At 42.4% G+C, this 23340-nt stretch carries 18 protein-coding genes and 2 tRNA genes; 11 read left to right on the top strand and 9 right to left on the bottom strand.

Annotated features, from left to right (window positions below):
- Nucleotides 1-44: 44 nt before the first annotated feature.
- The 4 genes from DBR43_RS13150 to DBR43_RS13135 form a co-directional block, all read right to left on the bottom strand.
- Nucleotides 45-119: transfer RNA gene (locus DBR43_RS13150), tRNA-Val, on the bottom strand.
- A gap of 76 nt (nt 120-195) precedes the next feature.
- Nucleotides 196-270: transfer RNA gene (locus tag DBR43_RS13145), tRNA-Val, on the bottom strand.
- A gap of 125 nt (nt 271-395) precedes the next feature.
- Nucleotides 396-1121: a DNA repair protein RecO gene (gene recO, locus DBR43_RS13140; RefSeq protein WP_124581500.1), complete on the bottom strand. Its 726-nt coding sequence runs from the start codon at nt 1119-1121 to the stop codon at nt 396-398.
- Nucleotides 1111-1467 carry a diacylglycerol kinase family protein gene (locus DBR43_RS13135; protein WP_124581498.1) on the bottom strand — a complete coding sequence of 119 codons (357 nt, stop codon included), beginning with the start codon at nt 1465-1467 and terminating at the stop codon, nt 1111-1113. Before DBR43_RS13135 ends, recO begins: the two co-directional genes overlap by 11 nt.
- 253 nt (nt 1468-1720) lie before the next feature.
- On the opposite strand from DBR43_RS13135, the gene DBR43_RS13130 reads away from it, so the two are divergent.
- From DBR43_RS13130 to rlmF, 7 genes are all read left to right on the top strand, one after another.
- Nucleotides 1721-2290 (top strand): RNA polymerase sigma factor, encoded by a 570-nt coding sequence (locus tag DBR43_RS13130; protein ID WP_124581496.1) that lies wholly within the window; start codon nt 1721-1723, stop codon nt 2288-2290.
- A gap of 87 nt (nt 2291-2377) precedes the next feature.
- Nucleotides 2378-3511, top strand: coding sequence for a FecR family protein (locus tag DBR43_RS13125; protein WP_124581494.1), 1134 nt, complete (start codon nt 2378-2380; stop codon nt 3509-3511).
- Nucleotides 3512-3747: 236 nt separating this feature from the next.
- A complete protein-coding gene (locus DBR43_RS13120) occupies nt 3748-7077 on the top strand; it encodes a SusC/RagA family TonB-linked outer membrane protein (protein WP_124581492.1) in 3330 nt (1109 codons plus the stop codon).
- 11 nt (nt 7078-7088) lie between these two features.
- The gene (locus DBR43_RS13115) at nt 7089-8618 is read left to right on the top strand and encodes a SusD/RagB family nutrient-binding outer membrane lipoprotein (protein ID WP_124581490.1); all 1530 of its coding nucleotides are present in this window, start codon (nt 7089-7091) and stop codon (nt 8616-8618) included.
- 88 nt (nt 8619-8706) lie between these two features.
- Nucleotides 8707-9747, top strand: coding sequence for an endonuclease/exonuclease/phosphatase family protein (locus DBR43_RS13110; RefSeq protein WP_233602964.1), 1041 nt, complete (start codon nt 8707-8709; stop codon nt 9745-9747).
- Between the two features lie 85 nt (nt 9748-9832).
- The gene (locus tag DBR43_RS13105; RefSeq protein WP_124581488.1) at nt 9833-11236 is read left to right on the top strand and encodes an alkaline phosphatase; all 1404 of its coding nucleotides are present in this window, start codon (nt 9833-9835) and stop codon (nt 11234-11236) included.
- Nucleotides 11237-11280: 44 nt separating this feature from the next.
- Nucleotides 11281-12222 (top strand): 23S rRNA (adenine(1618)-N(6))-methyltransferase RlmF, encoded by a 942-nt coding sequence (gene rlmF / locus DBR43_RS13100; protein ID WP_124581486.1) that lies wholly within the window; start codon nt 11281-11283, stop codon nt 12220-12222.
- A gap of 1 nt (nt 12223) precedes the next feature.
- Here rlmF and DBR43_RS13095 read toward each other — a convergent pair whose 3' ends face one another.
- From DBR43_RS13095 to DBR43_RS13085, 3 genes are read right to left on the bottom strand one after another with little or no spacing between them, the layout of a single operon-like run.
- Nucleotides 12224-12523 (bottom strand): hypothetical protein, encoded by a 300-nt coding sequence (locus tag DBR43_RS13095; protein WP_124581484.1) that lies wholly within the window; start codon nt 12521-12523, stop codon nt 12224-12226.
- Between the two features lie 12 nt (nt 12524-12535).
- A complete protein-coding gene (locus DBR43_RS13090; protein ID WP_233602963.1) occupies nt 12536-13828 on the bottom strand; it encodes a DUF2130 domain-containing protein in 1293 nt (430 codons plus the stop codon).
- Between the two features lie 49 nt (nt 13829-13877).
- A complete protein-coding gene (locus tag DBR43_RS13085) occupies nt 13878-14540 on the bottom strand; it encodes a metal-dependent transcriptional regulator (protein ID WP_124581482.1) in 663 nt (220 codons plus the stop codon).
- 147 nt (nt 14541-14687) lie between these two features.
- On the opposite strand from DBR43_RS13085, the gene DBR43_RS13080 reads away from it, so the two are divergent.
- Both DBR43_RS13080 and DBR43_RS13075 read left to right on the top strand, forming a co-directional pair.
- Nucleotides 14688-16934, top strand: a complete 2247-nt coding sequence (locus DBR43_RS13080) for a TonB-dependent receptor (protein ID WP_124581480.1) — start codon at nt 14688-14690, stop codon at nt 16932-16934.
- Nucleotides 16935-16958: 24 nt separating this feature from the next.
- The gene (locus tag DBR43_RS13075) at nt 16959-18101 is read left to right on the top strand and encodes a putative sensor domain DACNV-containing protein (protein WP_124581478.1); all 1143 of its coding nucleotides are present in this window, start codon (nt 16959-16961) and stop codon (nt 18099-18101) included.
- A gap of 95 nt (nt 18102-18196) precedes the next feature.
- Here DBR43_RS13075 and DBR43_RS33190 read toward each other — a convergent pair whose 3' ends face one another.
- Nucleotides 18197-18355 carry a hypothetical protein gene (locus DBR43_RS33190; RefSeq protein ID WP_199757037.1) on the bottom strand — a complete coding sequence of 53 codons (159 nt, stop codon included), beginning with the start codon at nt 18353-18355 and terminating at the stop codon, nt 18197-18199.
- Nucleotides 18356-18730: 375 nt separating this feature from the next.
- Between DBR43_RS33190 and DBR43_RS13070 the strand changes: the two genes are divergently transcribed.
- Complete coding sequence (locus tag DBR43_RS13070; RefSeq protein WP_124581476.1) at nt 18731-19069, top strand: PadR family transcriptional regulator; 339 nt, start codon at nt 18731-18733, stop codon at nt 19067-19069.
- Nucleotides 19066-20616, top strand: coding sequence for a PspC domain-containing protein (locus DBR43_RS13065; protein WP_124581474.1), 1551 nt, complete (start codon nt 19066-19068; stop codon nt 20614-20616). The genes DBR43_RS13070 and DBR43_RS13065 overlap by 4 nt, the downstream gene beginning before the upstream one ends.
- Here the strand turns inward: DBR43_RS13065 and DBR43_RS13060 are convergent, their stop codons facing one another.
- Entirely contained in the window at nt 20617-23334 is a 2718-nt protein-coding gene (locus tag DBR43_RS13060; protein ID WP_124581472.1) for a carboxypeptidase-like regulatory domain-containing protein, read from the bottom strand.
- Nucleotides 23335-23340 lie beyond the last annotated feature (6 nt).

The following is a 23340-nucleotide window of genomic DNA, read 5'->3' as shown; positions in this document are numbered from 1 at the left end:
TAAATGAAAAAAACCTGTTCATCATTGATGAACAGGTTTTTTAGTGGGAGATACTGGGTTCGAACCAGTGACCCCCTGCTTGTAAGGCAGGTGCTCTGAACCAGCTGAGCTAATCTCCCTTTGGTTCTACTCTTTTTATATCCAACCGAGTAAGGTTGCTATTTAAAAAGCCTTAGATTTCTCTGAGGCTTTTAGTGGGAGATACTGGGTTCGAACCAGTGACCCCCTGCTTGTAAGGCAGGTGCTCTGAACCAGCTGAGCTAATCTCCCCTTGATTCTACTCTTTTTGTATTAAACCAGCTGAGTAAGCCGTATTCGTTTGTCAAAGTTCCCTTCGTTTTGGGATTGCAAATATACACCCTAAAATCATTTTTGCAAAAGTTTTTTCAGCTTTTTTAAGAGAGCACATCTTCAAGGACCTGATGTGAGCGGATTTCTCCGAAAGATGCGGTGTGTAAGGTGTAGTAAACCAGTATTTTATCAAGAATAGAGCGTCTTGTTTTATTTTCTAATTTAATTTCATTTATTTTTTCAAAAGGTGAAATATAAAGCGAAATAAATAAGGCGGCATCGGCTTTATCTATAAAATAAGGGTGTACAGGGGGAAGAGATTTGAACTCTCCTTCCTGCAAATCGAAATAACTCTGGTCGCTTTTTGTCTCTGTACTCGGTGCAAAACCTAAATAACGGGAGAGTTTTAGCAAAAAAGCAAGGTGAAAATTTACGTTGGTTTCTTCTGACTCGTCAAACCAGCATACGGCACTGAATATAAAATCAAACAAATGTTCATCTGCCATTTGCTGCCGGATGCTTTTGTATAAAACTTCATTCAGGAAAATGGTGATGGTGCTTTTGATGATGTCATAAGGAATGCTGCGGAAGATGGGCGTTGGCCTTAACTCTGAAATCCGCTGGATACTGCTATTCGCCTTATGATAAACGATCATTTCTACCAGGTGAAGCGGTTGCAGCATGTTCATCCTGATCTTCGCCTTTGGCTTTCTAACTCCGTTGATCATGTAAGACTGGATTCCGAATTTCTCGGTAAACATTTGCACCACGACACTACTCTCACTGTAGAGCGTCGTTTTAAGTATAATTCCCCGGGTTTTATGCAGCATGGGCTATTTTAGGAATGAAAATGATCAGCCCGATAAGTATGGCAGTAATGGCAGCAATCAATACTGCAGCGGCAGCCGTATCTTTAATGATCTTTGCTTTTGGATGAATATCCGGAGAAACCAGGTCTACCAGAACTTCTATAGCAGTGTTGAACAATTCAGAGAGCAATACGATCCCGGCAGCAGCAACGATCCAGAGCCATTCGCCGGTGGACAATTGAAAATACCATCCCGCAATGCCAACAACAATCAATGCTGCAATATGGAACCTGAAATTAAGCTGGCTTTTAAAGGCATGGGCAATTCCTGAAAACGCATAACCGAAACTTTTTATAAACTTAGTCATATCATGCCGTCCAAATGAGGATTGGTCCTCCTGCAAAGTACGTCATGCTTTCCAACATATCCAATTTTAATTCGGCTTCTTGTTTTTAATGTTTATTAACAATACCTTAACAATTGCTTAAACTTGAAGCATGGAATCTGTTTTACTTTTGTCGCAGTAAAATCCAGCGCTCAGAAACACAAGAGATTCCCAGGGGGGAAACAAAGCACGGGCATACAAGCGCCTGCGGGGATATTTAACATGAGAACGAGAATTGGAACATAGCGATCAACAATTACTTGCCCGTTTAAAAGGCGGTGATCATGCGGCTTTTACTGAAATTTACAATCGGTATTGGTCGGTGCTTTATGTCCATGCGCGTGGTATGTTAGGAGAGGCTGACCTTGCCCGTGATGTTGTTCAGGAGGTATTTACAGGGATATGGCAGAAATCTGCCCAATTGGAACTGCACATTAGCCTCAATGCTTATTTGTACAAATCCGTCAGAAATACCATTCTGAATTTGATCCGCAGGGAGAAAGTTGAACTGGGTTATCTCGCCGATTTAGGTCACTTTTATCAGGAAGGCATTCCCTGCACCGAAGAACAGCTGCGTTTCAAAGAACTTCATCAACTGATTGAAGAGGGCTTGAGTCAGATGCCACCTAAAATGAGGGAAGTTTTTGACCTGAGCAGGAAGCAATACCTTCCTCATGCAGAAATTGCAAGACACCTGGACATCTCTGAAGGAACTGTGAAAAAGCAAATCAATAAGGCCTTACGTCTGCTGAGGCTCAAGTTACACCTGCCGGTAACGGTGCTGTTGGTGTTACTGAAATTATAAATTAAAATATTTTTTCTTATTGCGTACACCCTTCGCTCCCGCAGCGTGTCTTATCAGGGTAAAGCATCATCCCTTTATAAATCAAATATGAACAAAGACGGTATTTTATTGCTGTTGAAAAAGTATGAAGAAGGCAATTGTACTCCGGAAGAGGAGGCGGTTATCGAATCCTGGTACAACCAACAGGCAAGAAAAAATAAGATCAACCCGATTCAGGAAGAGCTTTCGGAAACGAAGGAGCTGATGTGGGAAATGATCGGGCAGCAGGTGCCTGCTCCAAAAAGCAGGTTTATTGTTTATCGCCGTATTGCGGCCGCTGCGGCCATTCTTATGGTGATCGGGGCAGGGATCTATTTTTACAACTCCAATACTAACCTTGCGCCTCCGGTGGAATCTAAAATCAGCCAGAGCAATGACATCGCCCCCGGTGGAAATAAAGCTTATCTGGTTTTGGCGGATGGAAAACGCATCGCTTTAACAGACGCAAAAAACGGAACCCTTGCAGAACAATCCGGGATCACCATCACCAAAAAGGCCGATGGACAACTCATTTATACCATTTCTGAGCAAAAAGCCGGGAATGCTTCGGGATTTAACACGATCGAAACGCCTAATGGCGGACAATACCAGGTGAGTTTACCGGATGGGACCGTAGTTTGGCTCAATGCAGCCTCTTCTCTAAAATATCCCACCAGTTTCGCAAACAGCAAACAGCGTAAAGTGGAGTTAAACGGGGAGGCTTATTTTGAAGTCGCAAAAGATAAAAATAAACCTTTTTATGTGAGGAGTAAGGGCCAGGAACTGGAAGTACTGGGGACTCATTTTAATGTAAACAGTTATACCAACGAACAGGCAGTAAGGACCACTTTATTTGAAGGTTCAGTAAGGGTATCCAATTCCGGAGCGCAAAAAGTCCTTAAACCAGGGCAGCAATCTGTTGCTCAGAATAAAGGTTTAACGGTTGGTACTGCAAATCTTCAGGAAGTACTGGCCTGGAAGAACGGTTATTTTGATTTTAATGATGAAGAGATCCAAAGTGTGATGCGCAAGTTGTCGCGCTGGTATAATGTAGACATTGAGTTTAATGGTAAAATCACTGCTGAACGCTTCAATGGTGGGATATCTAGATATAAAAATATCAGTCAGGTGTTAAGCCTGTTGTCCTCTACCGGAGCTGTTCGGTTTAAAGTTGAAGGAAGGAGGGTCATCGTGATGCCATAACCATGACAACAACAGATGATCTTTGCTAAACAAAAAAGCCAGGAGACCGACTGGAATCGGAATCCTGACTGTAGTTCAGATTGATCAATACATCCTGGAATATATTAATGAACCGCGATCGCCTGACGCATCTTGGAAAATGAAAGGGCAAACCGCTAAAAACTAATCAAATGTACAATTTTTACCCTAAATCCCTACGGGAGCCAAGGCGGCCTGTAGCTAAATTTTTGCTGATTATGAAGTTGAGTACCCTGCTTTTGATCACGACCATCTTACAGGTAAGTGCCAGCTCTTATGCGCAAAGGATTACTTTATCTGAAAAAAATGCCCCCCTGAAAAAGGTTTTTGATAAAATAAGATCCCAAAGTGGTTATGATTTTCTCTTTACAACCTCGATCCTTAAAGAGGCAAAACCAGTGAGCATCGATGTGAAGAACATGATGATTACTGAAGTCCTGAACGTGATTTTTGAAGGACAGCCACTTAAATATAACATTGAAGACAAGAGTGTCATCATCCGGAAAAAGGAAATGTCTTCTTTTGAAAAGGTAAGCACGTATTTCTCCTTTGTAAACATCGTCGGTAAGGTGGTTGACGCAACTGGCGGACCATTGCCTGGCGCTTCTATCGCCGTTAAGGGCACGACAAAAAGAACCCTGACTGATGGGGAAGGAACATTTAAAATTGTAGCTGCGGAAAATGAGGTCCTGCTGATCAGTATGATCGGCTATCAGAGCCAGGAATTTACTGTTGGAAAGGAAACCAGCATCAGCATTACGTTAAAGGAATCTACGGTAAGCCTGGAGGGGGTAGTTGTAACGGCCCTGGGGATCAAAAGAGAAGAAAAATCTTTGGGCTATGCCGTGCAGAAAGTACAGGGAAATACACTGACTTCGGTAAAGGGCGTAGATGTGGCCACCTCTTTAACGGGTAAGGTAGCAGGATTAAATATCAAAAACAGTACAGAATTTGGAGAAAGCCCAACCATCAGACTCAGGGGCGCCGAAGCCTTATTGGTAATCGATGGGGTACCCTATGCGAATGTTTCATTAAGTGACATCGCTCCGGATGATGTGGAAAGTATTGATGTATTGAAGGGTGCCACAGCATCTGCACTATACGGTAACCGTGGTGGAAATGGTGCCATCATGATCACCACCAAAAGAGGAAACAAAGAAGGAGGATTAGACATTGCGTTCAATAGCAGCAATATGTTCTCTTCAGGCTTCCTTGCTTTTCCGGAAGTGCAGACCGCCTATAGCTCTGGCGGTGGTGGCAAATATGGTGTTGGAGATTATGTTTGGGGGGATAAACTGGACATCGGAAGGACCGCTAAACAATATAACCCTTCCACATACCAGTTCGAAGAAATGCCATTGGTTTCTAAAGGAAAAGAAAACCTTAAGAATTTTATGCAGCAGGGCTATATCCTGAACAACAGCTTAAGCATTTCTCAAAAAGGAAAATATGGAAGTTTTCGTACCTCATTTACCCATGTTTACGACAAAGGACAATACCCGAACAGTAAATTAAATAAAATTATCGCCAGCATCTCCGGAGATATGAAAGCCGGGAAATTTAGCCTGGATGGAGGTTTTACTTTCAATAAAAGATATTATCCTAACAATGTAGGGTCCAAGTATAATGGTGGTGGGTATCTGTATAACCTTGTCGTTTGGACCGGTTCCGAATATGATGTCCGGGATTATAAAAACTACTGGGTAAACGGTAAGGAAAATGTGCAGCAAAACTGGATGGAAAACAACTGGTATGACAATCCTTATTTTATTGCCAATGAAATCCTTCATGGGAATGACTATAACCTGATCAATGGTTATGTAAATGCCGGTTATGAGATTAAACCCTGGCTAAAGGCCATGATCCGCACAGGTGTGGATAGTTATGGAAATACAGATGAGTACCGTAATGCAATCAGCGCTGTAGGTGGATGGAATAAAAAAGGTCATTACAGTCTGATCAAAAACAATGGATTCAGCATCAACAATGATGTCATCTTAACAGCGAATACCAAACTTGGTGATTTTGATATCAATGGTATGGTGGGAGGAAGTTTATACTATACCCAGCATCAGGGGGTGAGGGTTTCAACTGCGAACGGAATCAGTGTTCCTGGATTTTATTCCCTTGCCGCATCGGTTGATCCGGTAACAACTTCTTATATCCATCCTGATGGCGATGTTTTGATGAACCGCAAAAAACAGGTTAACGGATTGTATTCAAAGCTCTCTTTATCCTATAAGAACTTCGCTTATCTTGACCTTACCGGCCGTAATGACTGGTCTTCGACTTTGTCGGCTGATCAGCGCTCTTATTTCTATCCTTCGGTTTCAGGAAGTTTGGTGTTCTCCGAAATCATTAAGTTGCCTGAATGGGTAGACCTGGCCAAGGTACGTGGAGCATGGACACAGACAAAATTAGATCCTGGAATTTATGAAGTAAACAACAGCTACGGAATTTCTACCAATGTTTGGAATGGGGCCAGTTCCAGTGTCTTTCCAACAAAAATCAGAGGTGTGGACATCTTGCCGCAAACGAACAGAACTTATGAAGTCGGTGCCGCTTTTGCTTTCCTGAAAAACAAAATCAGATTTGATGCCACCTATTTCAATAACCTTTACTACAATAGAATTACTTCTTCCAGAATCAGTAGTGCCTCCGGATTCAGAGACGTACTGATCAATACGAAGGAAGAATTATCCAGAAGAGGGGTCGAGCTTTCCCTGGAAGGAACAGCGATCAAGAACACAGATTTTAGCTGGACAGTAGGGCTGAACTGGGCAACGAACAGAATGTATTACGCGAAGTTAGACCCCGTTTATTCTTCCAAAGAACAATGGGTAAAAGAAGGCAGCCGATGGGATTGGGAATCAGGTGCGAAATGGGATACTGCTCCTGATGGTCAGCCGATCTTACAAAACGGTTTGCCGGTTCGCAGTCCTCAGAATAGTGTCTTGGCTTATACTGACCCTGACTGGATCTGGGGGATTAATAATAATTTCAGGTATAAAAACTTTTCACTTTCCTTCTCTTTTGATGGCAGGGTTGGCGGACGCAGCTATTCGAATACTGTTCAGGCATTATGGAATTCAGGAGCTCATATCGACAGCGACAATTCCTGGAGGTATGATGAAGTGGTTAATGGAAAGAAATCATATGTGGCAAACGGGGTAACGGTAGTATCCGGTACCGCTACCAGAGACGTATATGGAAATATCATTAATGACACCAGGGTATTTGCTCCAAATACAACTGGGGTATCTTATGAAGCTTATACTAAAAAATATCATTCCAATGCCTATACCGGCGCGCCACAGAATTACTTTTTACAAACCTTCCTTAAGCTGAGAGAGCTTAGCCTGACCTATGCAATTCCCGGAGAACTGGTGAAAAAGCTGGGAATGAGGAATGCTTCAGTGGGTTTCGTCGGACAAAACATGTTGTTGTGGACCAAAGAATGGAAGTATGCTGATCCTGATAAAGGAATAGATAACCTAAACTCCCCATCAGTAAGGTATATGGGATTCAATGTAAAAGTTAACTTTTAAAAATTACGAACATGAAAATATTTAATAAAGGCGTTCTTTTACTGGCAGCAGGAATAATTTTTCTGCAGTCCTGTAAAAAGTTCGACTCCATCAATACCAACCCGAATTCCCCTGCAGTAACGACGCCAGGCTTATTGGCCACCAACCTGATCCTCAATATCACCCGTTCCTCAGCAGACAAGAATTTTCTTTATGCAGCAATGACGAGTAAACACATTGTTTGGGGCGAGATCGCACAGGGAGAACAATACAATAGCTTTGGAGCTGCCAGCTTTGACGGTTTACAGGTCTTAACCAATGTGCAGAAGATGATTGACCTCGCGCCAGAGGTAGATAAAAAGGCATATACAGGCCTTGGCTTGTTCATCAAAGCCTATAAATTGTATTACCTTTCTTTGAGCGTAGGTGATATTCCATACTCTGAAGCACTTCAGGCAGAAAAGGGAATTGTTAGCCCAAAATACGATACCCAGAAAGACGTGATGATCCAGGTATTAAAAGATCTGGAAACGGCATCAAACTCCTTCAATGGTGCAAAAAACTTTAGCGGAGATCCTATTCTTAATGGCAATGTTGACACCTGGCGCAGGGTGGTGAATGCTTTCCGGTTGAAGGTCCTCATCAGTCTGTCAAAAAAAGAAGCAGATCAGGATCTTAAAATCAAAGAAAGCTTCGCTAAAATCGCAGCCACAGAACCTCTACTGCGCAGCAATAACGACAACCTTCAATTGGTGTATTCGGATCGAGCCGGACAGATTTATCCTTACAACAACGCGGTAAGTAAGTTTACCACTTATGGGATGATTTCAAGTGTGCTGACAGATACATTGAAGAAATACAATGATTATCGTTTGTTCTATTATGCGGCACCTTCCAGATATAAACTGGAGTCGGAATCAAAGGCTGCGGGTGATTGGGACGCTTATCAGGGAACGAGTCCGGTCATTGATTTCTCAGATGTAGTGAAGCTTTACAATGCAAACAAATATTCTCAGTATAACCTGAGGTATACAGGATACGCGGCAGGAGAGCCAAACATCCGTATTGGTTATAATGAGCAAAACTTTATTCTTGCTGAAGCGGCGATCAGAGGCTGGATTCCTGGTAATGGTAAAGCTTATTACGAAGATGGAATTACGCAGTCGATGGAGTTTATCGTAAAGGCAACGCCTGATGACGTAAAGTACCATAGTGGAAGAAAAATGACCCCGGCTTATATTGCGGATTATTTGAAAGGAGCAGCTGTGGCCTTTTCTGCAAACCCGGCTAGCCAGCTTAAACAAGTCTGGATGCAGAAATATCTGATGTATTTTATGCAGTATTCCTATGATGCCTATTATGATTACAGACGGACAGGTTATCCTAATCTTCCGATAGATCCTGCGACAAATACCAATCCCGATGATAAAACTAAAATCCCTGTGCGTTATTTGTACCCTTCAGAGGAGTATAAGTACAACGTAGAGAACCTTAAGGCTGCCTTAAGCAGGCAATACTCCGGCAACGATAAGAGTAATGGTTTAATGTGGATCTTACAATAATTGTAACGCTCAATTCCTACCGGCCGCCTTTTGTGATTTGCTTAGGGCGGCCGGTTTTTTATATCACTTATTTCAAAATACATTTAAAATGATGAAATCATTGAGAAAACTGTTTTCAGCAAGTGCTTTGCTGTTTTGTTTGATTCAGACGGCCTCTGGCCAGGAGCTGGAGCTTAAGGTATTACAACTCAATATTTGGCAGGAAGGAACGCAATTGCCTGGTGGATATGAAGCCATCGTTAACGAAATCGCATCTTTAAAACCCGATTTGGTGACCTTTAGTGAGGTGAGGAATTATAAAAACACCAGGTTTAATGAACGGATCCTGAAGGATCTTGCCCTAAGGGGACAATCGTATTATTCCTTTTTCAGCAGCGGATCTGGCGTATTGAGTAAGTATCCGATTACAGATAGCAGTCTGGTATTTAAAGAAAAGGGAAGTATTTATAAAATGATCACCCACATTGGAGGAAGGGAAATTGCGCTCTATTCAGCACATCTGGATTATGAAAATTATGCCGTTTATCTGCCCAGGGGGTATAGCGGAACGACCTGGAAAAAACTTAATGCACCGGTCCTGAACAAAGATACTGTCCTGGCGGATAACCTCGCTTCCAAAAGAGATGAAGCAATTCAAAGCTTTGTTACTGAAGCCAAACAAGACCTCAAAAAAGGAAGGCTGGTCTTTCTCGGTGGAGATTTTAACGAAGCTTCTCATTTAGACTGGATAGCCTCTACAAAAAATAGTTTTGACCATAATGGGATGATCATTCCATGGCAAAATTCTAAGACTTTGTACAAAAATGGTTTTAAAGACAGCTATCGTGTCGTTCATCCTGACCCTTTAAACTATCCTGGTTTTACCTTTCCCTCCGACAATAAAGATCTGGAAGTAAAGAAAATGACCTGGGCACCGGATGCAGACGAAAGAGAACGGATCGATTTTATCTATTACTATCCTGACAAATCTCTCAAAGCAGTGCGCAGCTCGGTTGTGGGCCCTAAATCTTCTATTCTGAGGAACCAAAGGGTAGAGGAAAGGACCAAAGATTATTTCATTACACCGCAGGGAGTCTGGCCAAGCGACCATAAGGGAGTCCTGACTGTGTTTAAACTCAGACAGGAATAGCCGGAACTTTATTGTTAACAATAGCTTAACGGGCAGTTAAGCCTGAGGTCGCCTTGGGACCATATTTTTGCTCAAAACACACAGAATGAATAGAAGATCATTATTAAAGGGAGGATTGCTGGCCGGATTGGGTTTGCCATTTTTATCTGCAGGCGATGTATTGGCGAAACCAGCTGGGCTAAGAAAAAAGGCAAAGAACATCATTATGTTGGTCAGTGATGGAATGAGCCAGGGAACGTTGAATATGGCTGATCTTTATGCACAGCGCGCTTTTGGTAAAACAAGCACCTGGATGCAGTTATATCGTGATGCTAAAGTGACCCGTGGTTTAATGGATACGGCGTCGGCCAGTTCTATGGTGACTGATTCTGCTGCGGCAAGTTCCTCCTGGGGAGGCGGTATGCGCGTTAACAATGGTTCCCTGAATGTAGGTCCGAATGGTGAAAAACCACAGCCAATCCTTCAGAAATTTAAAGAAACAGGTAAGAAAGTAGGTTGTGTAACCACTGTTCCGATTACTCATGCTACTCCTGCCGGATTCTGTGTGAACATCAATAGCCGCAATGGGATGGAAGAGATTGCAGAAATGTACCTTAACCTGAAGTTTGATGTGATGATGGGTGGTGGTGCCGATTATTTCGGACCAAAAAGAAAAAATGGAAGTTTACTCCCTAAATATTTAACACAAGGATTTAAAATAGTCGAAAATAAGGCAGAGATGACGGGCTATAAAGGGAATGCCCCTGTTTTAGGGATTTTTGCTCCTGATGGACTGCCTTATGAAATAGACCGTAAAAATACACCTCAGCTGCTGAAAGATGTTCCTTCGCTGGCAGAAATGACCAGTAAGGCAATTTCCTTAATGAAAGACCATAAAGATGGTTTTGTATTACAGGTAGAAGGCGGAAGGGTAGACTGGGCGGCTCATGGAAATGACATCGGCGGACTGATTTTCGACCAATTGGCTTTTGATGAAGCTGTAGCCATCGCAATAGACTTTGCGGAAAAAGACGGAGAAACATTGGTAATCATAACGACCGATCATGCCAATGCAAATCCTGGTTTATTCTCGGGTAGTAAAGCCGACAAGAACTTCGATAGTCTTCAGTTATTTAAACACAGCAATCAGTGGGTGCTGAACCAATTGAACCGGACGTCAAGCCCTGCACAGGTGATCGAACTGATCAAAAGCGGTCAGGGAATGCTGATCACCGATGCAGAAGCTAAAAACCTGCTGACTCATTTCTCCGATATTCAGGAAGGGCAATTGTATAACGACGAAAAACTGCCTTTCTATGAAATGGCAAAGATGCAGTTTAAACATACTTCTGTAGGTTGGGCAGGAATGGACCATGCTGCGGATTTTGTAGAGATTGCAATGTTTGGACCTGGAAGTGAGCAGTTAAGGCCACTTATCAAAAATACAGAGGTACATAACATGATGTTACATGCTGCGGAAGTAGCGGAACATTATTTAGTGAAGGCCTGAAATTAAAATAACATTACCTTTGACGAATTATTTAGTCGAAGGTAATGTCTATAGAAAAACAAGTCTTACATCCAAGAAACAAGCATCGGTCCAGGTATGATTTTCCGGAACTGATTAAAAGTCTGCCGGAATTGCATCCTTTTGTTGCCCTTAACGCCTATGGTGATGAATCGATAGATTTTTCGGATCCTGTGGCGGTGAAGCTCTTGAATAAAGCATTACTGAAACATTTCTATCAGATAGACCATTGGGATATTCCGGAAGGTTATCTATGTCCGCCAATTCCCGGAAGGGCAGATTATATTCATTACCTTGCCGATTTACTGGCTTCCGTAAATGAAGGCGTTGTGCCCAAAGGAAAACATGTGAAAGGCCTGGATATTGGCTTGGGGGCAAATTGCATTTATCCGATCATTGGCCATCAGGAGTACGGATGGACCTTTGCCGGTTCTGACGTGGACAGTTACGCCATTAAATCAGCGAAGAATATTGCCTCTATAAACCCGGCATTATCTGCCGCGGTATTTCCAAGGCTGCAGAGCAGCAAAAATCATATTTTTAAAGGCGTGGTAAAACCCGGAGAGCTCTTTGATTTTACCTTGTGCAATCCTCCTTTCCATGCTTCTGCAGCGGAGGCGCAGGCCGGAAGCCAGCGTAAAGTGAGGAACCTCGGTAAGCAGAGAGGGAAAGATCCGGTGCTTAATTTTGGCGGGCAACAGGCCGAGCTCTGGTGTGAAGGTGGTGAAGTTGGCTTCATCCGGAAGATGATCGAAGAGAGTGCCGCCTTAGCCAAGCAATGTTTTTGGTTCTCCACGCTCGTTTCAAAAAGCATGAATGTGCCTTTTATTTATGGTTCTCTGGAAAGACAACGTCCGGTAGAGATCAGAACGATAGAGATGGCCCAGGGGCAGAAGATCAGCCGTTTTGTAGCCTGGACTTTCTTAAGTCCTGAGGAGCAGGCAAACTGGAAAAAAAGCAGGTGGTAGCTTACATTAATTTCGCTTTTTTATTTTTAAAAGAACCAATTAATTCCCCTGTTTCCATATGTTTGAACAACAGGGGGTCACTTTCTTTAAATCGTCTTTTAAGCATATAGTAAAGATGCAGGCATTTGATCCAGTTCAATGCTGTTGCTGTATCCTTCCAGATATCAGGATATAAATATATCTCCTTTTCTTCCAGCCGGATCAGGTTCTTTTCTTCCAGTTCTTTTACGTTGGCAATGATCTTAGCTGTCTGAGCAGCCAGGTTTGCGGTATTTTGGACTTTCTTCTTTGCGTAGATCATCGGCAGAAATTATTATTCTAATAGCAGGGCATCATCATCGTCTTCATCATCAGTAAGGCTAAGCTGAATGGTATCTGTTCCGGCAATCCCTTCGATGGAACCACGGATATGTGCTGCGTTTAACATTACTTTTTCCAGTTGTTTCTCACGGGCTTTCCAGAGTTTTTCCATCGCATCACGTTCTTTCTGGATGGAGAGTTTCATGCTCATGAAACCTTCTCTGATGGCTTTCCACTGTTCTGAAAACTCATTGCTGGTCAGGTAATCGTAAAGCATGTGCATTTTATCCCCACGGTTTTCCTGGGATTTTATGGCACCAAACAATTTGACAATACCATCTCTGAGGATATAAGAAACTGCTTTTACTTCATCAAAAGAGCAAATCCAGACCCCGTCTTTTTCTCCAAAACAATCCATGCCTTTAGGGTAGCTTTGCGTCACGATTACTGCCACATCAACCCCCATGCTGCGCATGTCCTTTTTCAGTTTCTCAATCCATTCCATGGAGAAGTCCTTGGTTCGCTTGCTTTCATAAATGATTTTGCCACATTCCTGCCCGAATTGATTTCTGACATGGTGTACACAATCTGCTCCTCTTACACCTTTGCCGACTTCGGTAATGAGGTCAAAAGGGAAAGCATTGCGTAAGAGCTCTTCCAGGATCAGCTCCTGAACTTCGCCCTGCAATTGCATAGAGCCTTGTTCGGCCTTACGCTTCATTTCCTCGGCCAGTTTTTTCTGGTCATCGAGTTGTTTTTCCAGTTCTTTTACCCTGAGCTGGTGTTCGGTATCTTTGAGGTTATTCTTTTCGGTTTCCTGTTTTCTGATCTGTTCGACCATTTCAGCGCGTTGCTCCTGAAGTTTGCGTTGAAGCTGGATCTCCATTTCTTCTTCCTTCTCCTTCATTGCTTTTTCCTTCATCAGGAAGTCCAGCTCTTTGGCGCGGGCAAGCTTCAGCTTTTCTTCACTCTCTTTATTGGCCGCGTTCATCATTTGAAGTTTGTTTTCAAAATCGCTGGCAATGCTTTTTCTTAAACTCTCTTCCAGTGCGGTCTGAAGGACTTTCTTTTCTTCTGCCAGCTTTTGCTCGAAAGCCTGGGCCTGGAGCTTGTGCTGCTGTTCAAATACCTGCTCCTGCTGTTTCTGCTGCTGGCCTAACTCATTCAGTTTTTTATTGTATTCTTCGTCCTTTTGTTTGGTAAAAGAGACCATCTTCTCTCTGAGGTCTTTTTTATATTCCTCAGCCATTACCTCTTCTATAGGAAAAGTGTGTGCACAATTAGGGCATTTTATTTCTGTTGACATATCTTGAATGTAATGGGAACGGATGAATTGAATGAATACAAATTTACGACTATCTCTTTACAAACAAACTTTCTGCAAACTTCATAGATACATTTCGCGCTTCTTCCCCGGCAATCTGAATGCTTAAGGAACCGTCAAAGTCGATGCGTTCCAGTACTTTAATCGGGGTGCCTATCGTGATGCGCAGTTTTTCAAGATACTGAAGAAACACCGTAGAGGTGTCTTTTACGGCTACGACTTTACACAATTCATTTTCTTTCAGCTCGGAAAGCAAGATCTTATCAATCGTTGGGATTTCTCCGTTTGCCTTGGGGATCGGATCGCCATGCGGATCAAACTCCGGGAAATTGAGGAACTCTTCCAGCTTATCTACCAGCTTTGCCGATTGAATATGCTCCAGTTGCTCTGCCACTTCATGAACCTCATCCCAGCTGAAATCAAGCTTTTCGTATAAAAAGGTTTCCCATAAACGGTGTTTCCTTAAAATGGCGATTCCGTTTTGTTTTCCGGTTTCAGTTAATAAGATCTTCCCATACTTCTTGTAAGTAACCAATTCCTTTTCTTTCAGCTTTTTCAGCATGTCTGTTGCCGTGGCAGGTTTAACCCCCAGATAAGCCGCCATTTCATTGGTCCCGGCCTCAGGTTTATCTTCATTCTGAAAGCTTAGTTTCAACAAAGCCTTTAAATAGTTTTCTTCCGTGTAAGATAGCATGCTGCAAATATAAAACAATAAATGTCAGATTATATTTGTTAGACTAGTCTAACTTTTATAGTTTTGTAGTATAATTATGAAGACAAGAGGGATCGGCCGTCCCGGATATCTTAACAACACACACATTTTAACAACAAATCAATGCGAATGAAAGCAATCTCTATTCGAGCCGCAGCCACTATTTTATTTATATTTTTTGGAACCTCTGTTTGGGCACAAACGGGAGTTATTGAAGGAAAGGTGATTTCCGAAGGTAGCCCGGTTCCCCTGGTGAATATCAGTTTACAGGGAACAGCATCCATCATCATGACCGACAGCGCGGGTATGTATAAACTGGCCTCAATTCCTGCGGGAAGTTATAAAGTGCAGGCAACAGCAGTAGGTTTCCGGAAAATGACCAAAACCATTGTCCTGAAAAAAGGGGAACAGGTAAATCTGAATTTTGACCTGAGTAATTTTCAGAACGACCTGAATGAAGTGGTGGTGACCGGAACTTTAAAAGAAGTGAACCGGCTGGAAAGTCCTGTGCCGGTAGAGGTATATACCCCGGCTTTCTTCAGAAAAAACCCAACGCCAAGCATCTTTGAAGCCTTGCAAAATGTAAATGGGGTAAGGCCACAGCTGAATTGTAATATTTGTAATACCGGCGATATCCACATCAATGGCCTGGAAGGGCCTTATACCATGATCCTTATCGATGGGATGCCCATCGTGAGCAGCTTGTCTACAGTTTATGGTCTTTCCGGTATCCCAAATTCTCTGGTAGAACAAATTGAAGTAGTGAAAGGTCCGGCTTCTTCCCTGTATGGAAGCGAGGCGGTAGGAGGCCTGATCAATATCATCACTAAAAAACCTCAGAATGCGCCTTTGCTTTCTGCGGATATCTTTGGAACCACTTATCAGGAATTCAACGCTGATCTTGGACTGAAAACTAAAGTCGGATCTGCAACAGCATTGACGGGGGTTAATTATTTTAAATTTGGAAATGTCGTAGACCATAACCATGATAATTTTACTGATGTCACTTTACAGGACAGGGTTTCTGTTTTTCAGAAATGGAATTTTCGGCGCAAGGAAAACCGTTTGTTTACCATAGCCGGACGCTATTTATATGAAGACAGGTGGGGAGGTGAAACGAATTGGAATAAATCATACCGTGGTGGAGATCAGGTTTATGGAGAAAGTATTTATACCAAAAGATGGGAATTTATTGGGAATTACCAGCTTCCTGTAAAGGAGAAAATTTTCTTTGCTTTTTCGTATAATAACCACGATCAGGATAGCCGCTATGGCATCAAATCTTATATCGCAACACAAAAGGTTGGTTTCGGACAGCTTACCTGGGATAAGAAAATAAAGAACCATGATTTGCTGGTCGGCACTGCATTACGCTATACGTACTATGACGACAATACTCCAGCTACGGAACTGAATAACCCGGCAAAAAACATTTGGCTGCCTGGAGTTTTTGTACAGGATGAAATCACGATTGCCCCAAAACATAAATTTCTGGCAGGCTTCCGTTACGATTACAATTCTTTACATGGAAATATCTTTACCCCAAGATTTGCTTATAAGTGGAATCTGAACGACAATAATATCCTTCGTTTAAATGCGGGTACTGGATTCAGAGTGGTGAACATTTTCACGGAAGACCATGCTGCATTAACCGGAGCAAGAGATGTAACGATTGTCAGCCAGCTGAAACCTGAGAAGTCCTATAATGTAAACCTGAATTACCTGAGGAAAATGTATGCTGCTGATGGTACTTTCTTTGGAGTTGAGACTTCAGCATTCTATACTTATTTCAATAATAAAATTAATGGAGACTATGATACTGATCCCAACAAAATCATTTACAACAACCTGGACGGTTACGCCGTGAGTAAAGGCTTGACTGCTAATATAGATATCGCCTTGAATAACGGCTTGAAATTCGTATTGGGTGCAACGTATCAGGATGTAGCCACATATGAGCATGGGATTAAAAAGCAACAGATTCTGACGGAAAAGTTCTCAGGAAATTGGGCTGTATCTTATAAAATCAGGAAGTTGAATCTGGGCATCGACTATACGGGAAATATTTATAGCCCGATGCGTTTGCCATTAGCAGGACCTTCAGATCCAAGAAGAGAATTTTCTCCGGTATGGAGTATTCAGAATATTCAGTTCACTCACAGCGGTTTTAACAAATTTGAGCTTTATGGTGGGGTAAAAAACTTACTCAACTGGACCCCAAACAGAGGAAATCCATTTATCATTGCCGGTGCGAATAACCCCTTTGATAAACCTGATGTGAGCACTCCTTATGGGCTGTCTTTTGATCCTGCTTATGTCTACGGACCGAATCAGAATATCCGGGGATTTTTTGGCATTAGGTATACTATAAAATAAACATGAATAGCTTAACTTTATGGCATGATCTACCAGTCGACCTATCAGGCAGCACGGGTTATTGCCCCAAAAGTTGAAGCTATTTTTGCAGCACATCTTTCCGCGGCCAGAGAAAGCGGCGAAGATGATCTGGCACCATTGCCAACAGCCAATGTGGTTGAAGCCATCATTGATGCTACATTTTGGGCGAGCCTGCGCAAAGAGGAGGGACATTCCCCGAAAATATCACTGGCTTATTTACCTCCTCAGCAAGCGGGTAACCCTTTGCTTTTTAAACACCGCCTGCCACTGAGCCCCGGGATTCTGACCAAGATTGCCCCAGGTGTAGAAAGGGCGGGGATCCATTTGGGGGTCTGGCTGGAAGACGATGAATTGTTCATCTGGGGAACTACTGTTAGTATTCCAAACTTCTGTTTTGTATTGGATGTATCTGAACCGGCTTTACTGGTGATCAAACACCGCAGGATTTATGGTTTCGGTAAGTTTACCAATATTGCAGTACTCAAAGGTGATCAGGTGAAAATGGTAGACGAAAACAATACCAATATGGCCGATTGCCCGCCGATGTTACTTTCTTTACTGGACCTTACTGCGCCTTCTTACTGGAACGATTCGGTTAACGTAATGATTCAGCTGGCCGTTTCTATGAGGAGTCATGGGAGGGGTGGTACATTGCTGGTAGTACCCACAGAAACCAACAACTGGCTTCAGTCGATCATTAAGCCGATTCAATATTATGTTCAGCCGGCCTTTACCGGCTTGTCTAAACTGCTTCAGCAAGACCGTAAAGAGGCCAGTCAGATTTTCTGGCAAACGGCATTGAAGCGTGAGGTCGAACATCTTGCAGGTCTGACTGCTGTAGATGGTGCGACGGTAATCAGCAGTGATTATGAGCTGCTTTCTTTCGGTGCCAAAATCGGTAGGGCAAAAGGAAAAGAGAATATTGATGAACTCTCTTTCTCTGAACCGATTAAAGGGGGAGATGCGATCGTGGTTCATCCAACCAAAGTTGGTGGAACAAGACACCTTTCTGCCGCGCAGTTTGTGCATGACCAGAGGGATGCGACTGCCCTGGTTGCTTCTCAGGATGGGCATTTTACCATTTATACCTGGTCTGAAAGTCAGGGGAGGGTGCAGGCCCACCGCATCGACACCCTTTTGTTATAAGCAGGCTTAAAGCGAAACCAATGCGCATAAAAAAAGCGTACCCTGGAGAACGCTTAATTAAAAATTAATTAATCTAAAGGCTAAAATTTTCGGGATCAGGAAAAGAGGATTGCCCCGATAATTACCGCCACAAACAGCAGGATGATCACTACACGGTCTACCTGTATCCATTCACTTTTAGTGAGTGGCCTTTCTTTTTTTTCCTCTTTTTGCCTTGCAAAAACCTGAAGAATAGAGTAGGGTTTACTTAACATAGCTGGCTGTTTTTTAGTAATTCATTTAATGCAAACTGCGAGCCAAAAATTTAATGGAATGTGAAAAAGTTAATAATTTTCATTTCTTCCGTTATTTTGGGACTTGTTTGTGACTTTTGTCCCTCATTTATAGTGAGTTGTTGTCCATAAGTTCTCCATGTTGTCCTTTTTTTAGCCATAAAAGGATATACAGATTTTAAACACTGCTTATTCTCTGAATTCGGTTTTAAAATCCTGATTTTGCCCTGATTATTGATTTCTATAAAATTGGTTTGTTAAATTATTACGCTGATAATGAGTTTGTTGTGTTGGTTTTGTGATTTATTATAGTACTATGTATTGCATATTACTATATAAAACATATAACTTTGTATTATGATAGCAGAAAATACGCAAACACAAATGCGAAAGGGCATACTGGAATACTGTGTGCTCCTGATCATATCCAGAGGTGAGATCTATGCTTCTGATATTATCGCAGAATTAAAGTCAGCCAAATTGTTGGTCGTAGAGGGGACTTTGTACCCCTTACTTACCCGCTTAAAAAATAATGGCTTACTGAGTTATAACTGGGTCGAGTCTACATCAGGGCCTCCCCGGAAATACTACCTGTTAACGGCCGAGGGGAAAGCCATTCTCGGTCAGCTGGACCATACCTGGCAGGAGTTGGTTTATGCAATAAACACGTCCAAAACTAATTTAACCAACTCATGAAGAAGACACTTAACATAAATATCGGTAACTCCATCGTTCACATCGAAGAGGATGCTTACGAAATGCTGACCATTTACCTGAACGAAGTAAAACACCATTTTTCAAAAAATGCAGATGATTATGAGATCGTTACAGATATTGAAAACAGGATTGCCGAAATGTTTGGCGAGATCTTGTCTGCCCAGCAAAAACAGGCCATCAATATAGAAGATGTTAAATCAGTAACTGCCCAAATGGGTTCGGTAAAAGATTTCGAAAGCTCTGAGGAATCAGAAGGAGCTGAAGACCCGCTTGCTCATATCCCACCGTATGATGGCGTAAAGAAATTATACCGAGATACTGATCAGGCGATGGTTGCAGGTGTATGTGTTGGTCTCGGTCACTATCTGAATATTGAAGCCCGCTGGATCCGTTTGGCAGCTTTGATCTCGATGTTTATCGGAGGATCCGGAGTACTCGCTTATCTCATCATGTGGATCGTTATTCCAAGGGCAGAAAGCAAGTCGGAGAAAATGACGATGAGAGGGGAAGAACCTAACCTGAGAGGCTTTGCCAACAGCCATCTGAACCCACTGATGAAGCAGTCACGCGGTTTTATTGCTGAGTTTTTTGAATTTCTGGGCAGCTTTATTCAGGGTGCAGGAAAGACATTATTCAAAATCATTGCGGTAGGAATTATCATTTTTGGTTCTTTATTCCTTTTGTTTCTGATTGCAGCGGTTGCCGGTTTATTTGGAATCTGGGACTCCAATGTTTACAGTTATTTCCCGGTGAGCATGGTCAATGAGGATTACCTCAGTTCTTTAGTGATCGCTGTATTTATTGTTTTTGCAGTTCCATTACTGGCCCTGGTATTGTTTTCGGTTCGGGTGGCTTTCAATGGCAGGGCGATTAATAAAACCCTTTCCTTTGGTCTGTTGATCATCTGGCTGGGAGGTGTAGTCGTGAGTATATTTTACATCGCTAAAATCACGACCGAGTTTAAAGAAAGTGCAGAACTGGCACAGGTTACGCCATTGGTTGCCCGTAAAACCATTTTCCTAACGGTAGATAAAACCCGGTTCTTTAGTAAGGAAGATAGTGTTAATTATCAGATCGAGTCCTACAATAAAAATGGACGCAAAATTTTAAACGACCATCATGGTCCTTTTGATGAGCCAAGAAATGTCAACCTTAGAATTGAAAAAAGTGAAAACGGAAAAAGTGAACTGGTTAGAAATTACAGTGCACAGGGGAAAACTTTTGAAGCTGCTTTAAAGCAGGCGCAAAATATTCGTTATGAATTTGTACAAAAGGATTCTCTGTTGAATTTCAGTTCCCGCTTGCAGCTGACTAAAAAAGCCAGCTGGAGGAACCAGGAAGTCAGGTTGATGCTGAGGGTACCTGTAGGTACCCATTTAAAAATCAGTCGTGATCTGGAATGGTTTTTAAACGGGTACAACTACTGGGACTGTAATGAAGATGGAACTGCTGAATTTACAGAGTGGATCATGACAGATACAGGCTTAAAGTGTATGAATGAACGTAAAGATTCAGACAACGAATAACTATTTTACAGTGTAGCGGTAGACAGATCGGGTAACATTACCGAATTTGTCTACCCCTTCAATTACTGCTCTGTAAGTTCCTTTGCCATCTGCATTAAAATACTCTAAACTCAGCGGCGCTGTTCCGGTAGTAATTACCTTTGGATTCCAGTAAATGGTTGTTCTTAAATCATTAAAATTATATGTGTTTGCCGGGTTGATATATTTTGGCATATAAAACTCTCTCTGTTTGCTGAAGCCTTTTGGATTGAATTTTAACATGTTCTGCTGAGGCAGCATTTTCTTCAGATCCGCAATGCTCATGGTGGTTTTCTTGATCTTCTTTGTATTTACTACCAATACCCCATTGGTATTGTACATTCTGTTTACCGTTCCAAGTTCATCTTTGGTAAAGACCTCTACGGATTCTACTTCAGTAGGAACAACGCTCAATAGAGCCAGATAATCTACTGCCATTCCATTGATGAAAATTTGGACAGGAACCCTGCTTCCGGCCTGATAATCCCGGGTGACATAGAAATTATTTTCAAAAAAGGTAAGTCCCATGGCCATGGTTTGCAGACAGAGCGCAATAGAGTTACAATCTTTCAGGCGTTCTCCATCGATCACTGTTCCAGTGATTGAACTCAGCCCTGCCAATGCAGAATGATCCGCATGACTCGGTTTTTTAACTTTAGCCCCTTCAATTTTTACTTCTTTTAAGGTACGCAGGTAGTTGTACTGACGCTTGCTGTTGCTTAGATAGGCAGATAGGGTACTGTCTATATTGCTTACTTCTTCTGCAGGATAAGGGTTTTTGCTAACCTCAGGTAAAGGTGATCCATCCAGCATGATCATCAGGTTGGAACCATTTGTGCTGTATTTGGCGTTGATCAATACTTCTGAGGAATCCGGAATTGATAGGTTCGGGAAAGCGAAAAGACCGGATGGGCTGGTCACTGCTTCCGAAGAAATATTCGTTCCCGGAACAGTTAAACGTAAAGCCCCTTTTCTTACCGGCATTCCCGTACGGTCCCTTAATGTTCCTGTAATGCGCATGTCCTGCTCCGGCAAATAGGTTACAGGTGGAAATTTATTGGCCAGAATATCTTTAAATGCAAAACGGCGGAATCCCTGAGTCAACATGAGGAGATCCAGATCGGCCAGTTTTTTCTCATCTGGTTTAGTGAAATAATAATTTGGTTTTTCAACGTAACCCTGTAAATCTGAAGTCAGTAAAAGAGAACTTAATATGGTCGTCTCTGTGTCTTCGTCAACCGGAACTTTAGTTTCGTCGGTAACGGAGATGGAATAGTTTCCTTCCAGTGGCTGAGTTGCATTCTTAGGGCTAACCGTCAGCTTTACTTTTTGTCTCGGTTTATAAGATGGAAGGTCTGATTTAAGGGAGAGGACTTCGTTTATCGGGTAGTTGAAGGCCAGTCTTTCGTTAATTGGCTCTCCGGACTCGGAGAATAAAGTGACCTGAACAATTCCTGCAGGGAATTTATCCTTAGGGATCTTTGCTGAATTGACCTGTGTGGCCAGGCGTGTTTTTGCAGCATAATAGATGATGCCACCCTGTGTAGCTACAATAAAGAACGTCTTTCCTTTGTTCTGTTGAAAATAGGTGTCGTTGGCCAGGATCTTAAGGTTAAAAGCCGCCGGGTCTGTGTTGGTGATCTGGCTGATGATGCCTGAGGGTGATGCTTTAGGCAAATCAAAGCTTTTGCTTGTACCATCTTTAAATGTAATGTTTGCTTTATAGCTTTTGTCCGTTTCTACATTCAGGTAAAAAGAGCCCATTCCCAGGTGACTGGAGCTGAAATTGCTAAGCGTATTTCCTTGATTGTCAGTAACTGTTCCTTTAAGGTCTATGCCTAAGCCCTTAGCGGTTACAGCCTTGAAACTTACCCGCATGGCCAAACCGCTGATCATCTCTCCGCCTTCAGGAAAAAACTGAATGTCATGTGTGGTCGCTACCGGCCTTAAATTAAAGCTGTTGGTGACGATATCTTTATCTGTCAGATTGAGTTCTGTAATCAGTTCCCCATTGGTGATGAGTTCATTCTTTTTGGGTTCAATCTTTATTTTTAGAATCCCGTTCTGGTCTGTTGTTCCTTTTCCTTTACTAACCACATCATAATTAGAGATCACTTTCCAATTGACCGTTTTATTTGCCTGTGCTACTTTATCCGGGTTTTTAAACTGGACCATGGCCTCAATGCTCTGGCTTTTATCGCTCTGTGTGTTCTTATAGCTGAAATGAGTGATCAGTTGTTTGTCAATAGCCTCTCCAATAGGAATCGTCTTACTGAAAAAGAACTTGTCGCTCGAGTTGAGCATCCATACGGTATAGGCCCTGATGTAATAGTTTCCTTGCTTATAGGTTCCGGGTGTAAGCGGAATGTTTCCGGTGGCTACCGCATTAACTGTCGGCAGTTTAAGGGTTTGTACCAGGGAGTCTTTGGCATTCACTACGTCCACATAAACAATCTTACTAAGCTGTGAAGGAATATTTTGCTCCATTGTCACATAAGCTTTAAACCAGATGGTGTCAGCAACGCTATAATAAGGTTTATCAAAATGGACATAGACCTTTTCTACGGGATGTTCATCCGAAAGTTTCTTGGTTTTGCTAATGATATTGTCTAGGACGACACTGTCTTGCTGTGCACTGGCTGAAAGATGCGCAGTAGCGGATAGCAGTATAAGGGCAATAAAGAAGTTTATAAATCTCATCAAAAT

It is taken from the genome of Pedobacter sp. KBW06 (assembly GCF_003852525.1).
In the GTDB taxonomy this organism is placed as follows: domain Bacteria; phylum Bacteroidota; class Bacteroidia; order Sphingobacteriales; family Sphingobacteriaceae; genus Pedobacter.
The sequence above is the reverse complement of the archived record's forward strand: the minus strand, read 5'-3'. Positions and strand labels throughout refer to the sequence as shown.